At 60.8% G+C, this 15,504-nt stretch carries 17 protein-coding genes; 9 read left to right on the forward strand and 8 right to left on the reverse strand.

Annotation, left to right across the window (positions count from 1 at the left end):
- Nucleotides 1–2 precede the first annotated feature (2 nt).
- Nucleotides 3–1,676, reverse strand: coding sequence for a DEAD/DEAH box helicase (locus ACP7BX_RS00885; RefSeq protein WP_426130468.1), 1,674 nt, complete (start codon nt 1,674–1,676; stop codon nt 3–5).
- A gap of 423 nt (nt 1,677–2,099) precedes the next feature.
- Here ACP7BX_RS00885 and ACP7BX_RS00890 point away from each other — a divergent pair, with 423 nt between their 5' ends.
- On the forward strand, nt 2,100–2,891 hold the full coding sequence (locus ACP7BX_RS00890; protein ID WP_426130470.1) for a crotonase/enoyl-CoA hydratase family protein: 792 nt from the start codon (nt 2,100–2,102) through the stop codon (nt 2,889–2,891).
- Nucleotide 2,892: 1 nt separating this feature from the next.
- Here ACP7BX_RS00890 and ACP7BX_RS00895 read toward each other — a convergent pair whose 3' ends face one another.
- Nucleotides 2,893–3,648, reverse strand: a complete 756-nt coding sequence (locus tag ACP7BX_RS00895; protein WP_314531478.1) for a spermidine synthase — start codon at nt 3,646–3,648, stop codon at nt 2,893–2,895.
- Between the two features lie 124 nt (nt 3,649–3,772).
- On the opposite strand from ACP7BX_RS00895, the gene ACP7BX_RS00900 reads away from it, so the two are divergent.
- Nucleotides 3,773–5,119 (forward strand): class II 3-deoxy-7-phosphoheptulonate synthase, encoded by a 1,347-nt coding sequence (locus tag ACP7BX_RS00900; RefSeq protein ID WP_016975387.1) that lies wholly within the window; start codon nt 3,773–3,775, stop codon nt 5,117–5,119.
- A 98-nt stretch (nt 5,120–5,217) separates the two neighbouring features.
- Here ACP7BX_RS00900 and ACP7BX_RS00905 read toward each other — a convergent pair whose 3' ends face one another.
- Both ACP7BX_RS00905 and ACP7BX_RS00910 read right to left on the reverse strand, forming a co-directional pair.
- Nucleotides 5,218–6,447: a winged helix-turn-helix domain-containing protein gene (locus tag ACP7BX_RS00905; protein ID WP_426130473.1), complete on the reverse strand. Its 1,230-nt coding sequence runs from the start codon at nt 6,445–6,447 to the stop codon at nt 5,218–5,220.
- Between the two features lie 45 nt (nt 6,448–6,492).
- Nucleotides 6,493–6,699, reverse strand: a complete 207-nt coding sequence (locus tag ACP7BX_RS00910; RefSeq protein WP_025999664.1) for a DUF1127 domain-containing protein — start codon at nt 6,697–6,699, stop codon at nt 6,493–6,495.
- Between the two features lie 70 nt (nt 6,700–6,769).
- On the opposite strand from ACP7BX_RS00910, the gene ACP7BX_RS00915 reads away from it, so the two are divergent.
- A complete protein-coding gene (locus tag ACP7BX_RS00915; protein WP_177075682.1) occupies nt 6,770–7,651 on the forward strand; it encodes a LysR family transcriptional regulator in 882 nt (293 codons plus the stop codon).
- Here ACP7BX_RS00915 and ACP7BX_RS00920 read toward each other — a convergent pair.
- The gene (locus ACP7BX_RS00920) at nt 7,641–8,390 is read right to left on the reverse strand and encodes a sulfite exporter TauE/SafE family protein (protein WP_178953556.1); all 750 of its coding nucleotides are present in this window, start codon (nt 8,388–8,390) and stop codon (nt 7,641–7,643) included. The two genes, ACP7BX_RS00915 and ACP7BX_RS00920, sit on opposite strands and share 11 nt — an antisense overlap.
- A gap of 109 nt (nt 8,391–8,499) precedes the next feature.
- On the opposite strand from ACP7BX_RS00920, the gene ACP7BX_RS00925 reads away from it, so the two are divergent.
- The 4 genes from ACP7BX_RS00925 to ACP7BX_RS00940 all read left to right on the forward strand — a co-directional run bounded on the left by ACP7BX_RS00925 (nt 8,500) and on the right by ACP7BX_RS00940 (nt 11,622).
- Entirely contained in the window at nt 8,500–9,450 is a 951-nt protein-coding gene (locus ACP7BX_RS00925; RefSeq protein WP_038848603.1) for a LysR family transcriptional regulator, read from the forward strand.
- 80 nt (nt 9,451–9,530) lie between these two features.
- Nucleotides 9,531–9,983 (forward strand): MarR family winged helix-turn-helix transcriptional regulator, encoded by a 453-nt coding sequence (locus ACP7BX_RS00930; protein WP_426130476.1) that lies wholly within the window; start codon nt 9,531–9,533, stop codon nt 9,981–9,983.
- Between the two features lie 174 nt (nt 9,984–10,157).
- Nucleotides 10,158–10,577 (forward strand): organic hydroperoxide resistance protein, encoded by a 420-nt coding sequence (locus ACP7BX_RS00935; RefSeq protein ID WP_010211852.1) that lies wholly within the window; start codon nt 10,158–10,160, stop codon nt 10,575–10,577.
- Between the two features lie 28 nt (nt 10,578–10,605).
- Nucleotides 10,606–11,622 (forward strand): alpha/beta hydrolase, encoded by a 1,017-nt coding sequence (locus ACP7BX_RS00940; RefSeq protein WP_269133282.1) that lies wholly within the window; start codon nt 10,606–10,608, stop codon nt 11,620–11,622.
- Between the two features lie 64 nt (nt 11,623–11,686).
- Here ACP7BX_RS00940 and ACP7BX_RS00945 read toward each other — a convergent pair whose 3' ends face one another.
- Together ACP7BX_RS00945 and earP are read right to left on the reverse strand one after the other, a co-directional pair.
- Complete coding sequence (locus tag ACP7BX_RS00945; RefSeq protein WP_003172723.1) at nt 11,687–12,259, reverse strand: elongation factor P; 573 nt, start codon at nt 12,257–12,259, stop codon at nt 11,687–11,689.
- Nucleotides 12,260–12,308: 49 nt separating this feature from the next.
- Nucleotides 12,309–13,442 carry an elongation factor P maturation arginine rhamnosyltransferase EarP gene (gene earP, locus ACP7BX_RS00950; RefSeq protein ID WP_426130479.1) on the reverse strand — a complete coding sequence of 378 codons (1,134 nt, stop codon included), beginning with the start codon at nt 13,440–13,442 and terminating at the stop codon, nt 12,309–12,311.
- A 132-nt stretch (nt 13,443–13,574) separates the two neighbouring features.
- Here earP and ACP7BX_RS00955 point away from each other — a divergent pair, with 132 nt between their 5' ends.
- Together ACP7BX_RS00955 and ACP7BX_RS00960 are read left to right on the forward strand one after the other, a co-directional pair.
- Nucleotides 13,575–13,943 (forward strand): hypothetical protein, encoded by a 369-nt coding sequence (locus ACP7BX_RS00955; RefSeq protein ID WP_426130481.1) that lies wholly within the window; start codon nt 13,575–13,577, stop codon nt 13,941–13,943.
- A gap of 6 nt (nt 13,944–13,949) precedes the next feature.
- Nucleotides 13,950–14,432, forward strand: coding sequence for a transcription elongation factor GreAB (locus ACP7BX_RS00960; RefSeq protein WP_314531433.1), 483 nt, complete (start codon nt 13,950–13,952; stop codon nt 14,430–14,432).
- A 5-nt stretch (nt 14,433–14,437) separates the two neighbouring features.
- Here ACP7BX_RS00960 and cysB read toward each other — a convergent pair whose 3' ends face one another.
- Nucleotides 14,438–15,412 carry an HTH-type transcriptional regulator CysB gene (gene cysB, locus ACP7BX_RS00965; RefSeq protein WP_012722988.1) on the reverse strand — a complete coding sequence of 325 codons (975 nt, stop codon included), beginning with the start codon at nt 15,410–15,412 and terminating at the stop codon, nt 14,438–14,440.
- Nucleotides 15,413–15,504: the final 92 nt, after the last annotated feature.

Consider the following 15,504-nt stretch of genomic DNA (forward strand, 5'->3'; position numbering starts at 1 on the left):
GATCAATCTTCGCGGTAGCGACGCAGCTTCAGCTGCTTACCGGCAACGCGAGTGTCTTTCAGCTTGGCCAACAGCTTTTCCAGGCCATCTTCCGGCAGTTCCACCAGGGAGAAGCTGTCACGGACCTGGATGCGACCAATGGCTTCACGCGCCAGGCCACCCTCGTTGAGGATAGCGCCCAGCAGGTTCTTGGCAGCGATACCGTCACGCGCGCCCAGCGCGGTACGGCAACGAGCACGGCCTTCAGCCAATGGCACCGGAGCACGACGCTCACGATCACCACGGTCTGGACGGTCGCCGGAACGCTCTGGACGATCACCGCGTGGCGCGCTGTTCGGAACCAGTGGACGTTCTTTCTCGATGGCTGCCAGCGTCAGGGCCTGACCGTTGGTAGCTTTGCGCAGCAAGGCTGCAGCCAGGGCACGCGGGGTGCAACCGATATCGGCGGTCAGGCGGTCCAACAGGTCGCCGTGGGTCGATTCAGCGTCAGCCACCAGCGGCGACAGGCTGTTGGTCAGTTTCTTGATGCGGGCATCCAGAACGGCCTGGGCATCCGGCAGGCGGACTTCGGCAACTTTTTGACCAGTAACACGTTCGATCACTTGCAGCATGCGGCGCTCACGTGGAGTCACCAGCAGCAGTGCACGACCTTCGCGACCAGCACGGCCGGTACGGCCGATACGGTGAACGTAGGACTCTGGGTCGTACGGCATGTCAACGTTGAACACGTGGGTGATACGTGGAACGTCAAGGCCACGAGCAGCTACGTCGGTCGCCACAACGATGTCCAGACGGCCATCCTTGAGGGAGTCGATCACGCGCTCACGTTGGTTCTGGGCGATGTCACCGTTCAGCGCAGCGGCTTTGTAGCCTTTGGCTTCCAGGGCACTGGCCAGGTCCAGGGTGGCTTGCTTGGTGCGCACGAACATGATCAGGGCGTCGAAGTCTTCGACTTCCAGCAGGCTCAATACAGCCGAGGTCTTCTGGTCAGCGTGAACCAACAGGTGAGCCTGTTCGATCGCGGTAACGGTCTGAGTCTTGGTCTGGATCTTCACGTGCTCTGGGTCACGCAGGTGACGCTCAGCGATCGCACGGATCGACTGCGGCAGGGTCGCCGAGAACAGTACGGTCTGACGGGTCGGTGGCAGCGCCTTGAAGATGACTTCCAGGTCATCCATGAAGCCCAGCTTCAACATTTCGTCAGCTTCGTCGAGAACCAGGTGGTTCACGGTCGACAGGACTTTCTCGTCACGACGCAGGTGGTCGCACAGACGGCCCGGAGTGGCGACAACGATCTGTGCGCCATTACGGATGGCTTTCAGTTGTGGGCCCATAGGCGCGCCGCCGTAAACGGCCACAACGGTAACGCCTGGCATTTGCTTGGCGTAGGTTTCGAAAGCGGTTGCTACTTGCAGCGCCAACTCACGGGTTGGCGCCAGGATCAGGGCTTGCGGTTCGCGCTTGGCAGGATCGATGCAGTGCAGGATAGGCAGGGCGAACGCGGCGGTTTTACCGGTACCGGTTTGCGCCTGGCCAATCATGTCCTTGCCGGCCATGATGATCGGGATCGATTGCTGCTGAATCGCCGAAGGTTCTTCGTAGCCGGTCGCGATGACGGCAGCGAGAATGTTCGGGTTAAGATTAAAAGCGGCGAAGCCGCCGGTTTCCTGGGTCATGGGTCTGCCTCTAAGTGCATCCGCAAAGACCCATGCTCCAAAGCTGCGCATGCCGTGTTGAGACTCAAGAGTCGCCCTGGCTGCTTTGTCGGCGGGGATTTGCGAAAACGAATGAATGAAAAAGATTCGTCAAGGGAGAGTCCGCTGTGCGGACGTGCAGCCGAAGCTGACTTCGGGGAATTGCGCTACCTAAACGCGGCCCGGTTAAAGGCCGGCGCGCACTATACCGGAAATAGCTGAAAAAGGGAGCTTTTTTTATCGGAAAGCACCGATAAACCGCGCCGTGTCACAGTCTTTGCAGATAACACCGGCAAGGTCTATTTTTCTAAGGCCCGGCCCTGTTGGTCATAACGCTTAAACGGTTCACCTGACCTTTCGAACCCTTTGGTCCGAAACCCTTCCCCGCGCCCGAGGGCACACCCGATGAATCATGCCAGCAGCAGCCGCGTCAGCCGTGAACTCCAGGGCCATGTCTTGCTTTTAGGACTGGATCGGGTGGCCAAGCGCAACGCCTTCGACCTGGACCTGCTCAATGAGCTGAGCCTGGCGTATGGCGAATTTGATCGAAATACCGACGCGCGGGTCGCCGTGGTGTTTGCCCATGGCGATCACTTCACCGCCGGACTGGACCTGGCCAACGTCAGCAGCGTGATGGCCGGCGGCTGGCAGCCGCCTCTGGGCGGTTGTGATCCCTGGGGCGTATTTGCCGGCCCACGCGTGAGCAAGCCGGTGATCGTTGCGGCCCAGGGTTACTGCCTGACCATCGGGATAGAGCTGATGCTGGCTGCCGATATCAATCTCTGCGCCAGCAACACGCGCTTTGCGCAGATGGAAGTACAGCGTGGGATCTTTCCGTTTGGCGGCGCGACGTTGCGCTTTCATCAGATTGCCGGCTGGGGCAACGCGATGCGATGGCTGCTCACCGGTGATGAATTCGACGCCCATGACGCCCTGCGCCTGGGCCTGGTGCAGGAAGTGATGGCCAGCGAAGACCTGCTGCCTCGCGCCGTCGAACTGGCCAACCGCATCGCCCGCCAGGCGCCGCTGGGTGTGCAGGCCACGCTGATGTCGGCGCGGTTGGCGCGGATGGAAGGCGAAACCGTGGCGGCAGCGGCGTTGCCGCCGATGGTGGATAAGCTGCTCAATAGCGAGGATGCCAAGGAAGGTGTACGGGCCATGATCGAGAAGCGGCCCGGCGTATTCAAAGGCCTCTAGCTCAGGTCGCCGGGCGGATCGCCTTGATCAACGGCTGCAACGAATAACCCAATCGCGGTGCCAGGGCTTCGGCGCGAGCGGACACTGCCTGCAGGTCCAGTTCCTGATCCAGCTCCGAAGGCACCAGCAAGATCACATTGCCCTCCTTCACCGGCAGTTCCCAATAATGCCGGTGATACAAACCACGCAACAAAGCAGCGCCCAGCGGTTTGCCATCATCGGTGGCCCACTGGTTGATCACCAGCCAGCCGCCGGGGTTGAGTTTCTTCTGGCAGTTTTCCAGAAAGGTCCAGGCCAAGTGCCCGACGCCAGGGCCGACATCCGTATACAGGTCGACGAAGATCAGGTCGGCCGGCTCAGCGGTCTCCAGCAATTGCAGGGCATCGCCGATGCGGATGTACAGGCGCGGATCATCGTCCAGCCCCAGGTATTCGATGGCCAGGCGCGGCACATCGGGGCGCAGTTCGATGGCTTCCACGTCTTCCAGCGGCAGGAACTTCAGGCACGCCTGGGTCAGCGTGCCAGCGCCCAAGCCCAGGAACAGCGCGCTTTCCGGCTGTTCATGGCACAACGCGCCGATCAGCATCGCGCGGGTGTAGTCGTACTCCAGCCAGCTCGGGTCAGCGGTGAACACACAGCTTTGCTCGATGGCATCGCCGAACTCGAGAAAACGGTAATCGGCCACTTCGAGCACACGGATCATGCCGAAGTCATCATGGACTTCAGCCAGCAGGCGCTCGACACGCTCCTCGGTCATCACTACTCCTAAAGGGTTTACCGCACAGCAAAGGCGCGATTGTCGGCCAACCAGCGGCAACAGGTCACGCACTAATTGCTGATAACATTGGCGCCCCACCGTCAATCAGCCAATCGAGTTCATGATGAGCCAACCCTGGAGCCCCGACAGCTGGCGCGCCCTGCCGATCCAGCAACAACCCCAGTACCCGGACGCTGCGCACTTGTTGCAAGTGGAGCAGAACCTGGCCAGCTACCCGCCGCTGGTGTTTGCCGGGGAAGCCCGCGAGTTGCGCCGTCAGTTTGCCGAAGTGACCCAGGGTCGCGCCTTCCTGTTGCAGGGCGGTGACTGCGCCGAGAGTTTTGCCGAGTTCTCTGCCGCGAAAATCCGCGACACCTTCAAGGTGCTGCTGCAGATGGCCATCGTGATGACCTTCGCCGCCGGCTGCCCGGTGGTGAAAGTCGGGCGCATGGCCGGCCAGTTCGCCAAGCCGCGCTCGGCCAACGATGAGACCATCGACGGCATCACCCTGCCCGCCTACCGTGGCGATATCGTCAACGGCATTGGTTTCGACGAAAAAAGCCGCGTGCCGGACCCGGACCGCCTATTGCAGTCCTACCACCAGTCGACCGCCACCTTGAACCTGCTGCGCGCCTTTGCCCAAGGAGGTTTTGCCGACCTGCACCAGGTGCACAAATGGAACCTGGATTTCATCGCCAACTCCGCACTGGCCGAGAAGTACAGCCAACTGGCTGACCGTATCGACGAAACCCTGGCCTTCATGCGCGCCTGCGGCATGGACAGCTCGCCGCAACTGCGCGAAACCAGTTTCTTCACCGCTCACGAAGCGTTGCTGCTCAACTACGAACAAGCCTTCGTGCGCCGCGACAGCCTCACCAACGATTACTACGATTGCTCCGCACATATGCTCTGGATCGGCGACCGCACTCGCCAGTTGGACGGCGCCCATGTCGAGTTCCTGCGTGGTGTGAACAACCCGATCGGGGTCAAGGTCGGCCCGAGCATGAACCCGGATGACCTGATCCGCCTGATCGACATCCTCAACCCGGACAACGACCCCGGCCGCCTCAACCTGATTGCGCGCATGGGTGCGGGCAAGGTTGGTGATCACTTGCCAGGCCTGATCCGTGCTGTGCAACGTGAAGGCAAACAGGTGTTGTGGAGTTCCGACCCGATGCATGGCAACACCATCAAGGCCAGCAGTGGCTACAAGACCCGCGACTTTGCGCAGATCCTGGGCGAAGTGAAGGATTTCTTCCAAGTGCACCAGGCCGAGGGGACTTATGCCGGTGGGATTCATATCGAGATGACCGGGCAGAACGTCACCGAATGCATCGGCGGCGCGCGTCCGATCACCGAGGATGGCTTGTCAGACCGTTATCACACCCACTGTGACCCACGGATGAATGCCGATCAGTCGCTGGAATTGGCGTTTCTGATTGCCGAGACCCTGAAACAGGTCAAGCGCTGAGATTTTAAGTCGCCTGCACTGACGCCATCGCGGGCAAGCCCGGCTCCCACATTTGACCGCATCCTCCTGTGGGAGCCGGGCTTGCCCGCGATGAGGCCCTAAAGAACACCGGCCCTATCGAGCATCGCCACCCGCAACCGGTCGGCACTGGGCCGCTGGCAATTGAGCTGGACCTGTTCCAGCCCGAGCCAGTCGGCCATTTGCAGCAGGTTCGACGCCAGCGCCGCCATCCCCTCATCATCCAAGCCCGGCTCTTCCTCATGCACGGCGTGCACCGCGAGGCGCCCGTTGGCGCGTTCGGCGCGCAGGTCGATGCGCGCCGCAATCCGCTCGTTGTGCAGAAACGGCAGCACGTAGTAGCCATACACCCGTTTGTCTTGCGGGGTGTAGATCTCCAGGCGGTATCGGAAATCGAACAGGCGCTCGGTACGGCTGCGCTCCCACACCAGCGAATCGAACGGCGAGAGCAAGGCGCTGGCCGGCACTTTGCGTGGCACTTTCGGATCGGGCAGGCAGTACGCCGGTTGTTTCCAGCCTTGCACTTGGCAAACCCGCAGTTGGCCGTCTTCCACCAGTTCGGCGAGACGGTTGCGGCTGTCGGCCGGATCGAGGCGGAAGTAATCGCGCAGGTCTTTTTCAGTCCCCACGCCTAATGCCGTGGCGCTGTGCAGCAACAAGCCACGTTGGGCTTCGGCTTCAGTCACAGCGATTTGAAGGATATCGCTGGGGATGACCCGCTCCGGCAAATCGTAGAGCCGCTCAAAACCGCGTCGACCGGCAACCGTCACCAAGCCGGCAGCAAACAGCCATTCCAGCGCGTGCTTTTCATCGCTCCAGTCCCACCAAGGGCCGGCGCGTTCCTCACGGGTCGACAAACTGCCAGCCCCCAACGCGCCTTGTTGCTCGACAGTCTGCAACACCCGCTGAATGGTGGCTTGCTGCTCACGGCCAAAACGCGCCATCTGCGAATAAATGCCCTGCCCCTGCTGCGCCCGCTCCATGCGCCAGCGCATCAACGGATACAGCGCCATCGGCAGCAGTGAGGCCTCATGCCCCCAATACTCGAACAACGAACGCCGTCGACCCTGGCTCCAGGCAGCCTGTTCAAGGATTAACGGGGAGTAGTTGCCCAGACGGGAAAACAGCGGCAAGTAATGGGAACGTACCACGGCATTGACCGAATCGATCTGCAACACGCCAAGACGCTCGATCATGCGATTGAGGTGCGCAGCCTTGATCAATGCAGGCGCCTGGCGCCCGGAAAAACCCTGGGCCGCCAGTGCCATGCGGCGTGCTTGCTTGAGAGAGAATGACAGGTCGGCGGGCATGGGGTTCTCCGTGTGGGCGCGCCGACTACCCTACTGCATCCGCGATCATTTTCGCAGCGGGTCCTGCCAGAAATGCAGGTGGCGCTCGTGCTCGACATCGCCGCGAGTGACGCCGATATCCTTGAGCGCATCATCACTCAAGGTCGCCAGCATCTGGCGCTCCTCATGCAGCGCCTGCCAACGGGCAATCTTGTGAAACAGCCCGGCAAACGGACGTTTCGCCATCAATACAAAACCTCTTTGACCTTTCATCTTCTCGCCCTCCAGTGGGGATGGCGCAAGTGTGTGCCTGGGCTTAAGATCAATCCAACGAATGTTTCTTATGCAATACATCTCAGAGATTGATCAATTGTCCAGCTTCCCGAGCATCGACACCGAAGTGCTGCGCACCTTCGTCGCCATCGCCGACCAGGGCGGTTTTACCCGCGCGGGTGAGTTGGTCAATCGCACGCAATCGGCGGTGAGCATGCAGATGAAGCGCCTCGAAGAAGACGTGTTGCAGCGCAAGCTGTTCGAGCGCGATGGCCGCCAGGTGCGGCTGACGCCTGAGGGCCAAGTGTTGCTGGGTTATGCGCGGCGTATCCTGAAGCTGCACAGTGAGGTGTTCAACACCCTGCGCGAGCCGCATATGGTGGGCCTGGTGCGCATCGGCACGCCGGATGACTACGTGATGCGGTTCCTACCGGGGATTCTCAAGCAGTTTTCCAAGGCCTACCCGCTGATCCAGATCGAGATGCACTGCGAGGCGTCCACGGTACTGATGCAGCGGCGGGATTTGGCACTGACCGTTGTCAGTCGCGAGCCCGGCAATGAGATCGGTGAACTGTTGCGCACCGAGCGCATGGTCTGGGCGGCAGCACCGTGCTTCTGCACCGAAGAACACGACGCTCTGCCGCTGGCGATGTCCGGTACGGCCTGCCTGTATACCCAGTGGGCCTGCTCGGCACTGGACGCGGCCGGACGCGATTATCGCCTGGCCTACCATAGCTCCAACGTGTCGGCGATCCAGGCCGTGGTCAATGCGGGCCTCGCCGTGATGGTCAGCATGGAGAGTCTGGTAACCGAAGACCTGCGCATACTCGGCCGCGACGAGGGTTTCCCGCCGCTGCCATCCATGAATCTGCATTTGTTGCGTAACACGCGGATGAACTCGCCCATCACCGATTGCCTGGCGGAATACATCATCGAAGGCTTCAGACTTTAAACGTCAGCATCACCGCGCATACCACCAGGAAGCCGCAGAACAGGCCGCGCAGTACGCGCTCTGGCAGCGCATGGGCGACTTTCACGCCCCAACTGATACTGAGCAGACCACCGACGGCCAAGGGCACGCCGATCATCCAGTCCACCTCTTGGTGCCAGGCGTAGGTGACCAGCGTCACGCCGGTACTCGGCAATGCCAGGGCCAGGGACAGGCCTTGGGCAACCACTTGGGTGGTGCCGAATACACTGGTCAACACGGGCGTCGCGACCACTGCGCCGCCGACGCCGAACAAGCCGCCCATGGAGCCAGAGGCTGCGCCGAGCACCCCGAGCCATGGCCAGGAGTAACGCATCTGCGCCGTCGGCGGTGCGTTGCGGGTGAACATGCGTACCAAGTTGTAGGCCGAAAGCGTCAGCAGGAAGGCAATAAAGCCGATGCGCATTGCGCCCGCATCCAGGCCGACGGCCCAGATCGACCCGAGCCAGGCAAAAGTGAACCCCATCACGCCCAATGGCAGCGCATGACGCAGTTCGATACGGTTGCGCTGGTGATAACGCCACAGCGCCAGCATCACGTTGGGCACCACCATGACCAGCGCCGTGCCTTGGGCCAACTGTTGATCGAGGCCGAACAACACGCCCAGCACCGGGATCGCGATCAGCCCGCCGCCAATGCCAAACAGGCCGCCCACTGTGCCGAGGGCCGCGCCCAATACCAGGTACATCACTAAATCCAACACCGCTTGTTACTCCACAATCCCAGGCCTTGCATGCTACGCAGTCGGCTCTGGCGCGGAAACGCACAGCAACGCACAATGGCTGTGCCAATCTCGCATAAGCGACTATTCGATGAACCCGAATACCCTGACCGATCAACTGAGCCTGTTTCTCGACGTGCTGGAAACCGGCAGTTTTTCCGCTGCCGCACGCCGGCATCCGCTGACGCCCTCCGCGGTGGCGCGGCGGATCGACAGCCTGGAAAGTTCGGTGGGCAGCCGCCTGTTCCAGCGCAGCACCCACGCGGTACTGCCGACCCCGGCGGGGTTGGCCTTTGCCGAGCGGGCGCGGCGCATCGTCAGCGAATTGCAGTTGGCACGGGCCGAAGCGGTGTCTTTGAGCCATGCCCCGGAGGGCCTGATTCGGGTGGATGCCCCGGCGGCCTTCGGTCGACGGCACCTGGCGCCGGTGATTGCCGACTTCCTGAACGTCTACCCAGGGCTGGATGTGCACCTGCATCTGATCGACAGCTTTGTGGACATGCAAGGCGCACATCTGGGCAAGGTTGACCTGGTGCTGCGTGCCGGGCATCTCGTCGACACGCGCTTGATCGCCACGCCCCTGGCCAGCATCGTGCGGGTCGCCTGCGCCAGCCCGGCCTACCTGAAAAGCCGAGGCACGCCCAGCCACCCTCGGGAGCTGAGCGAACACGACGGGTTGGACTGGGATGGCCTGGCGCCCACATTCGCCTGGCGCTTCGAGCTGGATGGACGCCGCGCCACCTACCGCCCGCGCCGCATCCGCATGAGTGCCAACAACGCCGAAGCCTTGCTGTCCGGCGCCCTGGCTGGACTGGGCATTGCTCACCTGCCCACCTGGCTGGCCAGTGAATACTTGGTGCGTGGCGAACTGCTGCCGCTGTTTTGCGAAAATGGCCTGCCCAGCCCGGAAACCACCGGGATCTATGCACTGCGCCTGGAACAGCAACCCAACGCCCGCAGCCGCTTGTTGCTGGAATACCTCAAGACCCGTTTCAGCCCGGTGCCGCCCTGGGACCTGGCCTTGCAAAGTGGCTTGGTCTGACCGCTCGGACAGAATTATCTGGCGCATTAAAGATTTGCCCGCTAGATTCCAGCCCAGATACGTTTTCCGGAGGCACCGCCATGAGCAAAAACCCCGACCCGTGCGAATCCCTGATGCTGGACAACCAGTTGTGCTTCGCCCTGCACTCCACCTCGCTGCTGATGACCAAGGTCTACAAGCCACTGCTGCAGGCGCTGGGCCTGACCTACCCGCAATACCTGGCCATGATGGTGCTGTGGGAAGAGGATGGTTTGACCGTCGGCGAAATCAGCAGTCGCCTGCTGACCGATCCGGGTTCGCTGACACCGCTGCTCAAGCGCCTGGAAGTTGAAGGCCTGCTCAGCCGTACCCGCAGCCGCGAAGATGAACGCGTGGTGGTAGTGGAGTTGACCGACGCCGGCCGCGCCCTGCAGGACAAAGCCATGGGCATACCCCAGTGCATCCTCGGCGCCAGCGGCCTGGAACTGGAGCAATTGCGCAAGTTGCAAGGTGACCTGATTGCCTTGCGCACCCACCTGCAAGGCAGCCTTTAACCTCTCCCATCTAGGGCGTCGCGTCCGCGGCGCCCGCAGAAAAATGACCGTTCGTCCCCGCCTCAGAATATTTTTATAAATTTATCTTGCGCGCAAAACATTAGCGCTATACATTCGCCTCACCAACTACTTAGCGTACAAACATTTAGCGCTAACAACCGAGAGGAAAACACCATGCAAACGCTCTATACCGCAGTAGCTACCGCCACTGGCGGCCGTGATGGTCGTGCTGTTTCCAACGACAACATCCTCGACGTCAAACTCTCCACCCCCAAAGAATTGGGCGGCGCCGGTGGCCAGGCCACCAACCCTGAGCAACTGTTTGCTGCCGGTTACTCGGCCTGCTTCATCGGCGCCCTGAAATTCGTCGCCAGCCAGACCAAACGCAAAATCCCGGACGACGCCTCGATTACCGCCCACGTCGGCATCGGCCAGATCCCCGGCGGTTTCGGCCTGGATATCGACTTGCACATCAGCCTGCCCGGCCTGGCTCAGGACGACGCGCAAAGCCTGGTCGACGCCGCTCACCAAGTCTGCCCGTACTCCAACGCCACCCGTGGCAACGTCGATGTACGCCTGCACGTGACTGTCTAAATGACCTCGGCCGCCCCTGGAGAACGCAATGAACACAATTGGTAAAGCACTCACCGGCACCCTGCTCGCCTTGTCCATCACTAACGCCTTTGCTGCGACCGGTGAAGTCGAACACAACACCCAGGCTTTTCTGGATGTGTTGAACGCCGGCACCGGCAAACCGATGGAACAACTGACGCCCAAGGACGCCCGTGCCGTACTGACCGGCGCCCAGGCGGGTGTGAAGCTGACCTTGCCGGCCGCAGAGGTGAGCCAGAAGACCATCCAGGTCGATGGCAAGCCGCTGGACCTGACCATCGTGCGTCCGGCCGGGGTCAAGGGCACATTGCCGGTGTTCATGTTCTTCCACGGCGGCGGCTGGGTGCTGGGGGATTACCCGACCCATGAACGCCTGGTGCGGGACTTGGTGGCGGGTTCGGGGGCGGTGGCGGTATTCGTCAACTACACGCCTTCGCCGGAAGCGCACTACCCGGTGGCGATCAACCAGGCCTACGGCGCTACAAAATGGGTGGCCGAGCATGGCCAAGAGATCAACGTCGATGGCAAGCGCCTGGCGGTCGCGGGCAACAGTGTCGGCGGCAATATGGCGGCGGTCGTCAGCCTGATGGCCAAAGACAAGGGCACCCCGGCCATCAAGTTCCAAGTGCTGTTATGGCCGGTGACCGACGCCAACTTCGACACCGGTTCCTACAACCAATATGCCGAAGGGCACTTCCTCACCCGCAACATGATGAAGTGGTTCTGGGACAACTACACCACTGACGCCAAGCAGCGCGCCGAGATCTACGCCTCGCCACTGCGGGCCAGCACCGATCAGTTGAAAGGCTTACCGCCCGCACTGATCCAAACCGCCGGCGCCGATGTGCTGCGTGATGAGGGCGAAGCCTATGCCCGCAAGCTGGACGCTGCCGGTGTACCGGTGACCGCCGTGCGCTACAACGGCATGATCCACGACTACGGTTTGCTCAACGTGGTCAGCCAGGTCCCGGCCGTCCGCTCGGCATTGCTCCAGGCCTCGGATGAGCTGAAGCAACACCTCAAGTAAAAAGTAACGCCCATAAAAAAGCCCGACTCAAAGTCGGGCTTTTTTCGTATCGGCAAGGCCAGAATTACTTCTTGGCGCGACCTTTGTACGAACCGCCTTCGCGGGTGTCGATCTCGATCAGGTCGTCGATTTCGATGAAATCGGCCACTTGCAGTTCGGTACCGTTGCTCAGCTTGGCAGGCTTCATCACCTTGCCCGAAGTGTCACCGCGAGCGGAACCTTCGGTGTAGGCCACTTTACGCACGATGGTAGTCGGCAGCTCTACAGAAACCAGGCGCTCTTCGAAGAAAATAGCTTCGCAGACGTCTTCCATGCCTTCTTCGATGAACGGCAGAACGGCTTCGATATCTTCAGCGTTCAGCTCGTACATGGTGTAGTCGGTGGTGTCCATGAACGTGTAGGTGTCGCCGCTGATGAAGGACAGGGTCGCTTCTTTGCGGTCGAGGATCACGTCGTCCAGTTTGTCATCGGCGCTGTAGACGATCTCGGTCTTGTAACCGGTCAGCAGGTTCTTCAGCTTGGTCTTCATGATTGCGCTGTTACGACCAGACTTGGTGAACTCAGCTTTCTGAACCAGCCAAGGGTCGTTTTCGAGACGGATCACTGTACCGGGTTTCAGTTCTTTACCAGTTTTCATTGCATATATCCGAAATTTGGATGGGATTTACAAAATTCAAGGTGGCGTATCATATCCAACTTTCATAAAACTGCACCAGCGCCGTCGCAAGATCGGCCTGCAAGCCCTGTTCCAGACACCATGTTTCGGCGTGCAGATTCACTTCCGGCCAGTGTTCCAGCAGCATTTTCCACGGTTGGGCCATGTCGGCCTCGGTGTTCCAGGCTTGCCAGAGCCCGATAACGGCCGCCCTGGCCGCCGGTGATAAGTTGGCGGTGTACAGCGCCAGGAAGGCATCGAGCTTGTCGAGATGGATGTCTTCGTCCTGTCGGTAGATGTGCCACAACAGCGGACGCCCGGCCCATTGGGCACGCACGAACGAGTCTTCACCACGCACGGCATTGAAGTCGCAGCACCACAGCAAGTGGTCGTATTGTTCCTGGCGCACGAAGGCGATGACTTGCACCGTCAGCGATCCGCGCTGCTGGATATCGCCTGCGACCAGCGGGTCCACACCGAGCCAGCGCTGCACATCGCCCAGGATGCGCCCTTCGGGAACCAACAGATGAGTGGCACGGCCGTCCGTCGATAACACGTCCAGCCAGCTGGCCAGCCCGGCGTTTTCGTAGGCGAACAGTGAGATCAGCCGTGCATCGACTGCGGGAACTATGCCCAAGGCTTGCAGGAAGTCCCGCTGTGCACCGGCATCCTGCTGAAACGCCCTACGCCGCTCCAGCAACCCCGCCTCACGCAACAACCCGCCGGTGCCGGCGCGGAACCCAGGAAAGAAGAAGTACTTCTGCACGCCCTTGAATTTGACCGACGGCAACCGATGACAGCCCACCACCCACTCTTCGGCACTCAGGTAATCCAGGTTCATCCATAACGGCGCGCGTTCGCGCTCAGCCATGGCCTCCATATAGTCGGGCGGTAACTGACAGGCGAACGCGGCAATCACTACGTCCGCTGCCGGCACCTTCACCCACTCGGTTGGCCAATGACGCACTTCGACGCCTTCCTGCCATTGCAGCGCTTGCTGCACATCGATTTGCGGGCACATGCGTTCGAAGGCGCGCAGGTCATCGACCCACAAGCACACATCGCAGGCGTGCTCCGCCACCAATTGCCGGGCCAGGCGCCAGGTCACGCCGATGTCGCCGTAGTTGTCGACGACGCTGCAAAAAATATCCCAGCGGGCTTTCATTCCGGGCTCCAACATTCAAAGGCTCGATTGTCCGCATAAATGCGCGGATGCAGAAGGCTTGATCGCGATTATTCTGCACAGTGGCTGTGCGACAATCGCCGCCACGCCGTTTATGCCTGCCAGGAGGCCGCCATGTCTGATCGTCCGTTGTCGCCGTTCAAGCTCAGTGCTGCTATCGCGTTTGGCGTGTGGTTGGGGTTTATCGCCCTCGCGCTGACAGCATGGCTGGCCTCGCGTTACCTGTTCCCGCAGAGCCTGGCGCCAGTGGCCCAGGCCGTGCAGCAATTGGGCAAGCCTGCGGTGGTGACGCCTGAACCGCCGAACCGCATGTTCGAGCAGTACCAGCAGAACCTGCAAAAGCAGGAACAGCAACAGACCCTGGACCAGGCCCGCAACAATGCGCGCAACCTGTCCAACCCCAAATGCCAGTTCTGGCTGCAACAGGACCAGAACGCCCCCAACGAAAAGACCCGGGCCAATGTCCTGCAATTCTGCGATTGATGACCAATGAATAAACATGCCGTACACCAGCTTGTATTAGAAAAGCTCACCCTCGATCTCGATATTGCCCAACGCGCAGCGCAGACCGCTTACGAAACCGCGACCCACGAAGAAAACATCGCGGAAAACAAATACGACACCCTGGGGTTGGAGGCTTCCTACCTGGCGGCGGGGCAAGCCAAACGCGTGGAGGAGATCAAGCAGGCGTTGCTGCTGTGCCAGAACATGCCGCTGCGGGCTTACGATGATCAGCGCGGTATAGAGATTGGCGCGCTGCTGGGCCTGGAAGACGAGAACGGTCGCCAGCAATGGCTGTTTTTGGCGCCGGATGCGGCGGGCTTGAAAGTGGATGTGGTCGGGCAACCGGTGACCGTCATCACCCCGCGCTCGCCGCTGGGCAAAAGCCTGGTGGGCAAGTTCGAAGGCGATGAGGTGGAGATTCTGGTGGCGGGCGCTCGGCAACATTTTACGGTTACCGAGGCCAAATAGCCGACTCAGTGAACCGGCAATTCTACGCCGTCGAACAACTCTTCCAGTTCCTGCTTGTTGTGGCACTGGATCGCCTTGGCCATGACTTCACGGGTCAGGTGCGGTGCAAACTTTTCGATGAAGTCGCACATGAAGCCCCGCAGGAAGGTGCCACGGCGGAAACCGATCTTGGTCACGCTGGACTCGAACAGCTCGCTGGCATCGAGCACCACCAAGTCTTTGTCGAGCGCCGTGTCGACCGCCATCTTGGCGACAATACCCACGCCCAGGCCGAGGCGTACGTAAGTCTTGATCACGTCGGCGTCGGCTGCGGTGAACACCACTTTTGGTGTCAGGCCCCGATGGCTGAAGGCTTCGTCGAGCTTGGAGCGGCCAGTGAAACCGAACACATACGTCACGATCGGGTATTCAGCCAGGGCTTCCAGGGTCAGCTTCGGCAGCTTGGCCAACGGGTGGCCTTGGGGCACGACAACGCAACGGTTCCAGCGATAACACGGCATCATCACCAGGTCGCCGAACAGCTCCAGGGCCTCGGTGGCGATGGCGAAATCGACAGTGCCATCAGCGGCCATTTCGGCAATCTGCATCGGCGACCCTTGGTGCATGTGCAGCGCCACGTCGGGGTACTGCTTGATGAAATCGCGGATCACCGGCGGCAATGCATAGCGCGCCTGGGTGTGCGTGGTGGCGATGGACAGGGTGCCCTTCTTCTCGTTGGAAAATTCCTGGGCGATCTGCTTGATGCTTTCGACTTTGCGCAGGATCTCACCGGCGGTGGTGATGATGCGCTCACCGGCCGGGGTCACGCGGGTCAGGTGCTTGCCGCTGCGCGCGAACACTTCAACGCCCAGCTCGTCTTCGAGCAGGCGGATCTGCTTGCTGATACCGGGTTGCGAGGTGTAGAGGCTTTGAGCGGTAGCGGAAACGTTGAGGTCGTGGTGCGCCACTTCCCAGATGTAGCGCAGTTGTTGAAGCTTCATATGTGTCCCTCAAAGCAGATAGACGCCACGGGTATCAGCGACGGTATATAACTATATTAAAGGTTCGACGGATAAATCTAGAACTTTTTATC

Origin of the sequence: Pseudomonas sp. DWP3-1-3b3 (genome assembly GCF_049896305.1) — a bacterium.
GTDB lineage: Bacteria > Pseudomonadota > Gammaproteobacteria > Pseudomonadales > Pseudomonadaceae > Aquipseudomonas > Aquipseudomonas azotoformans_A.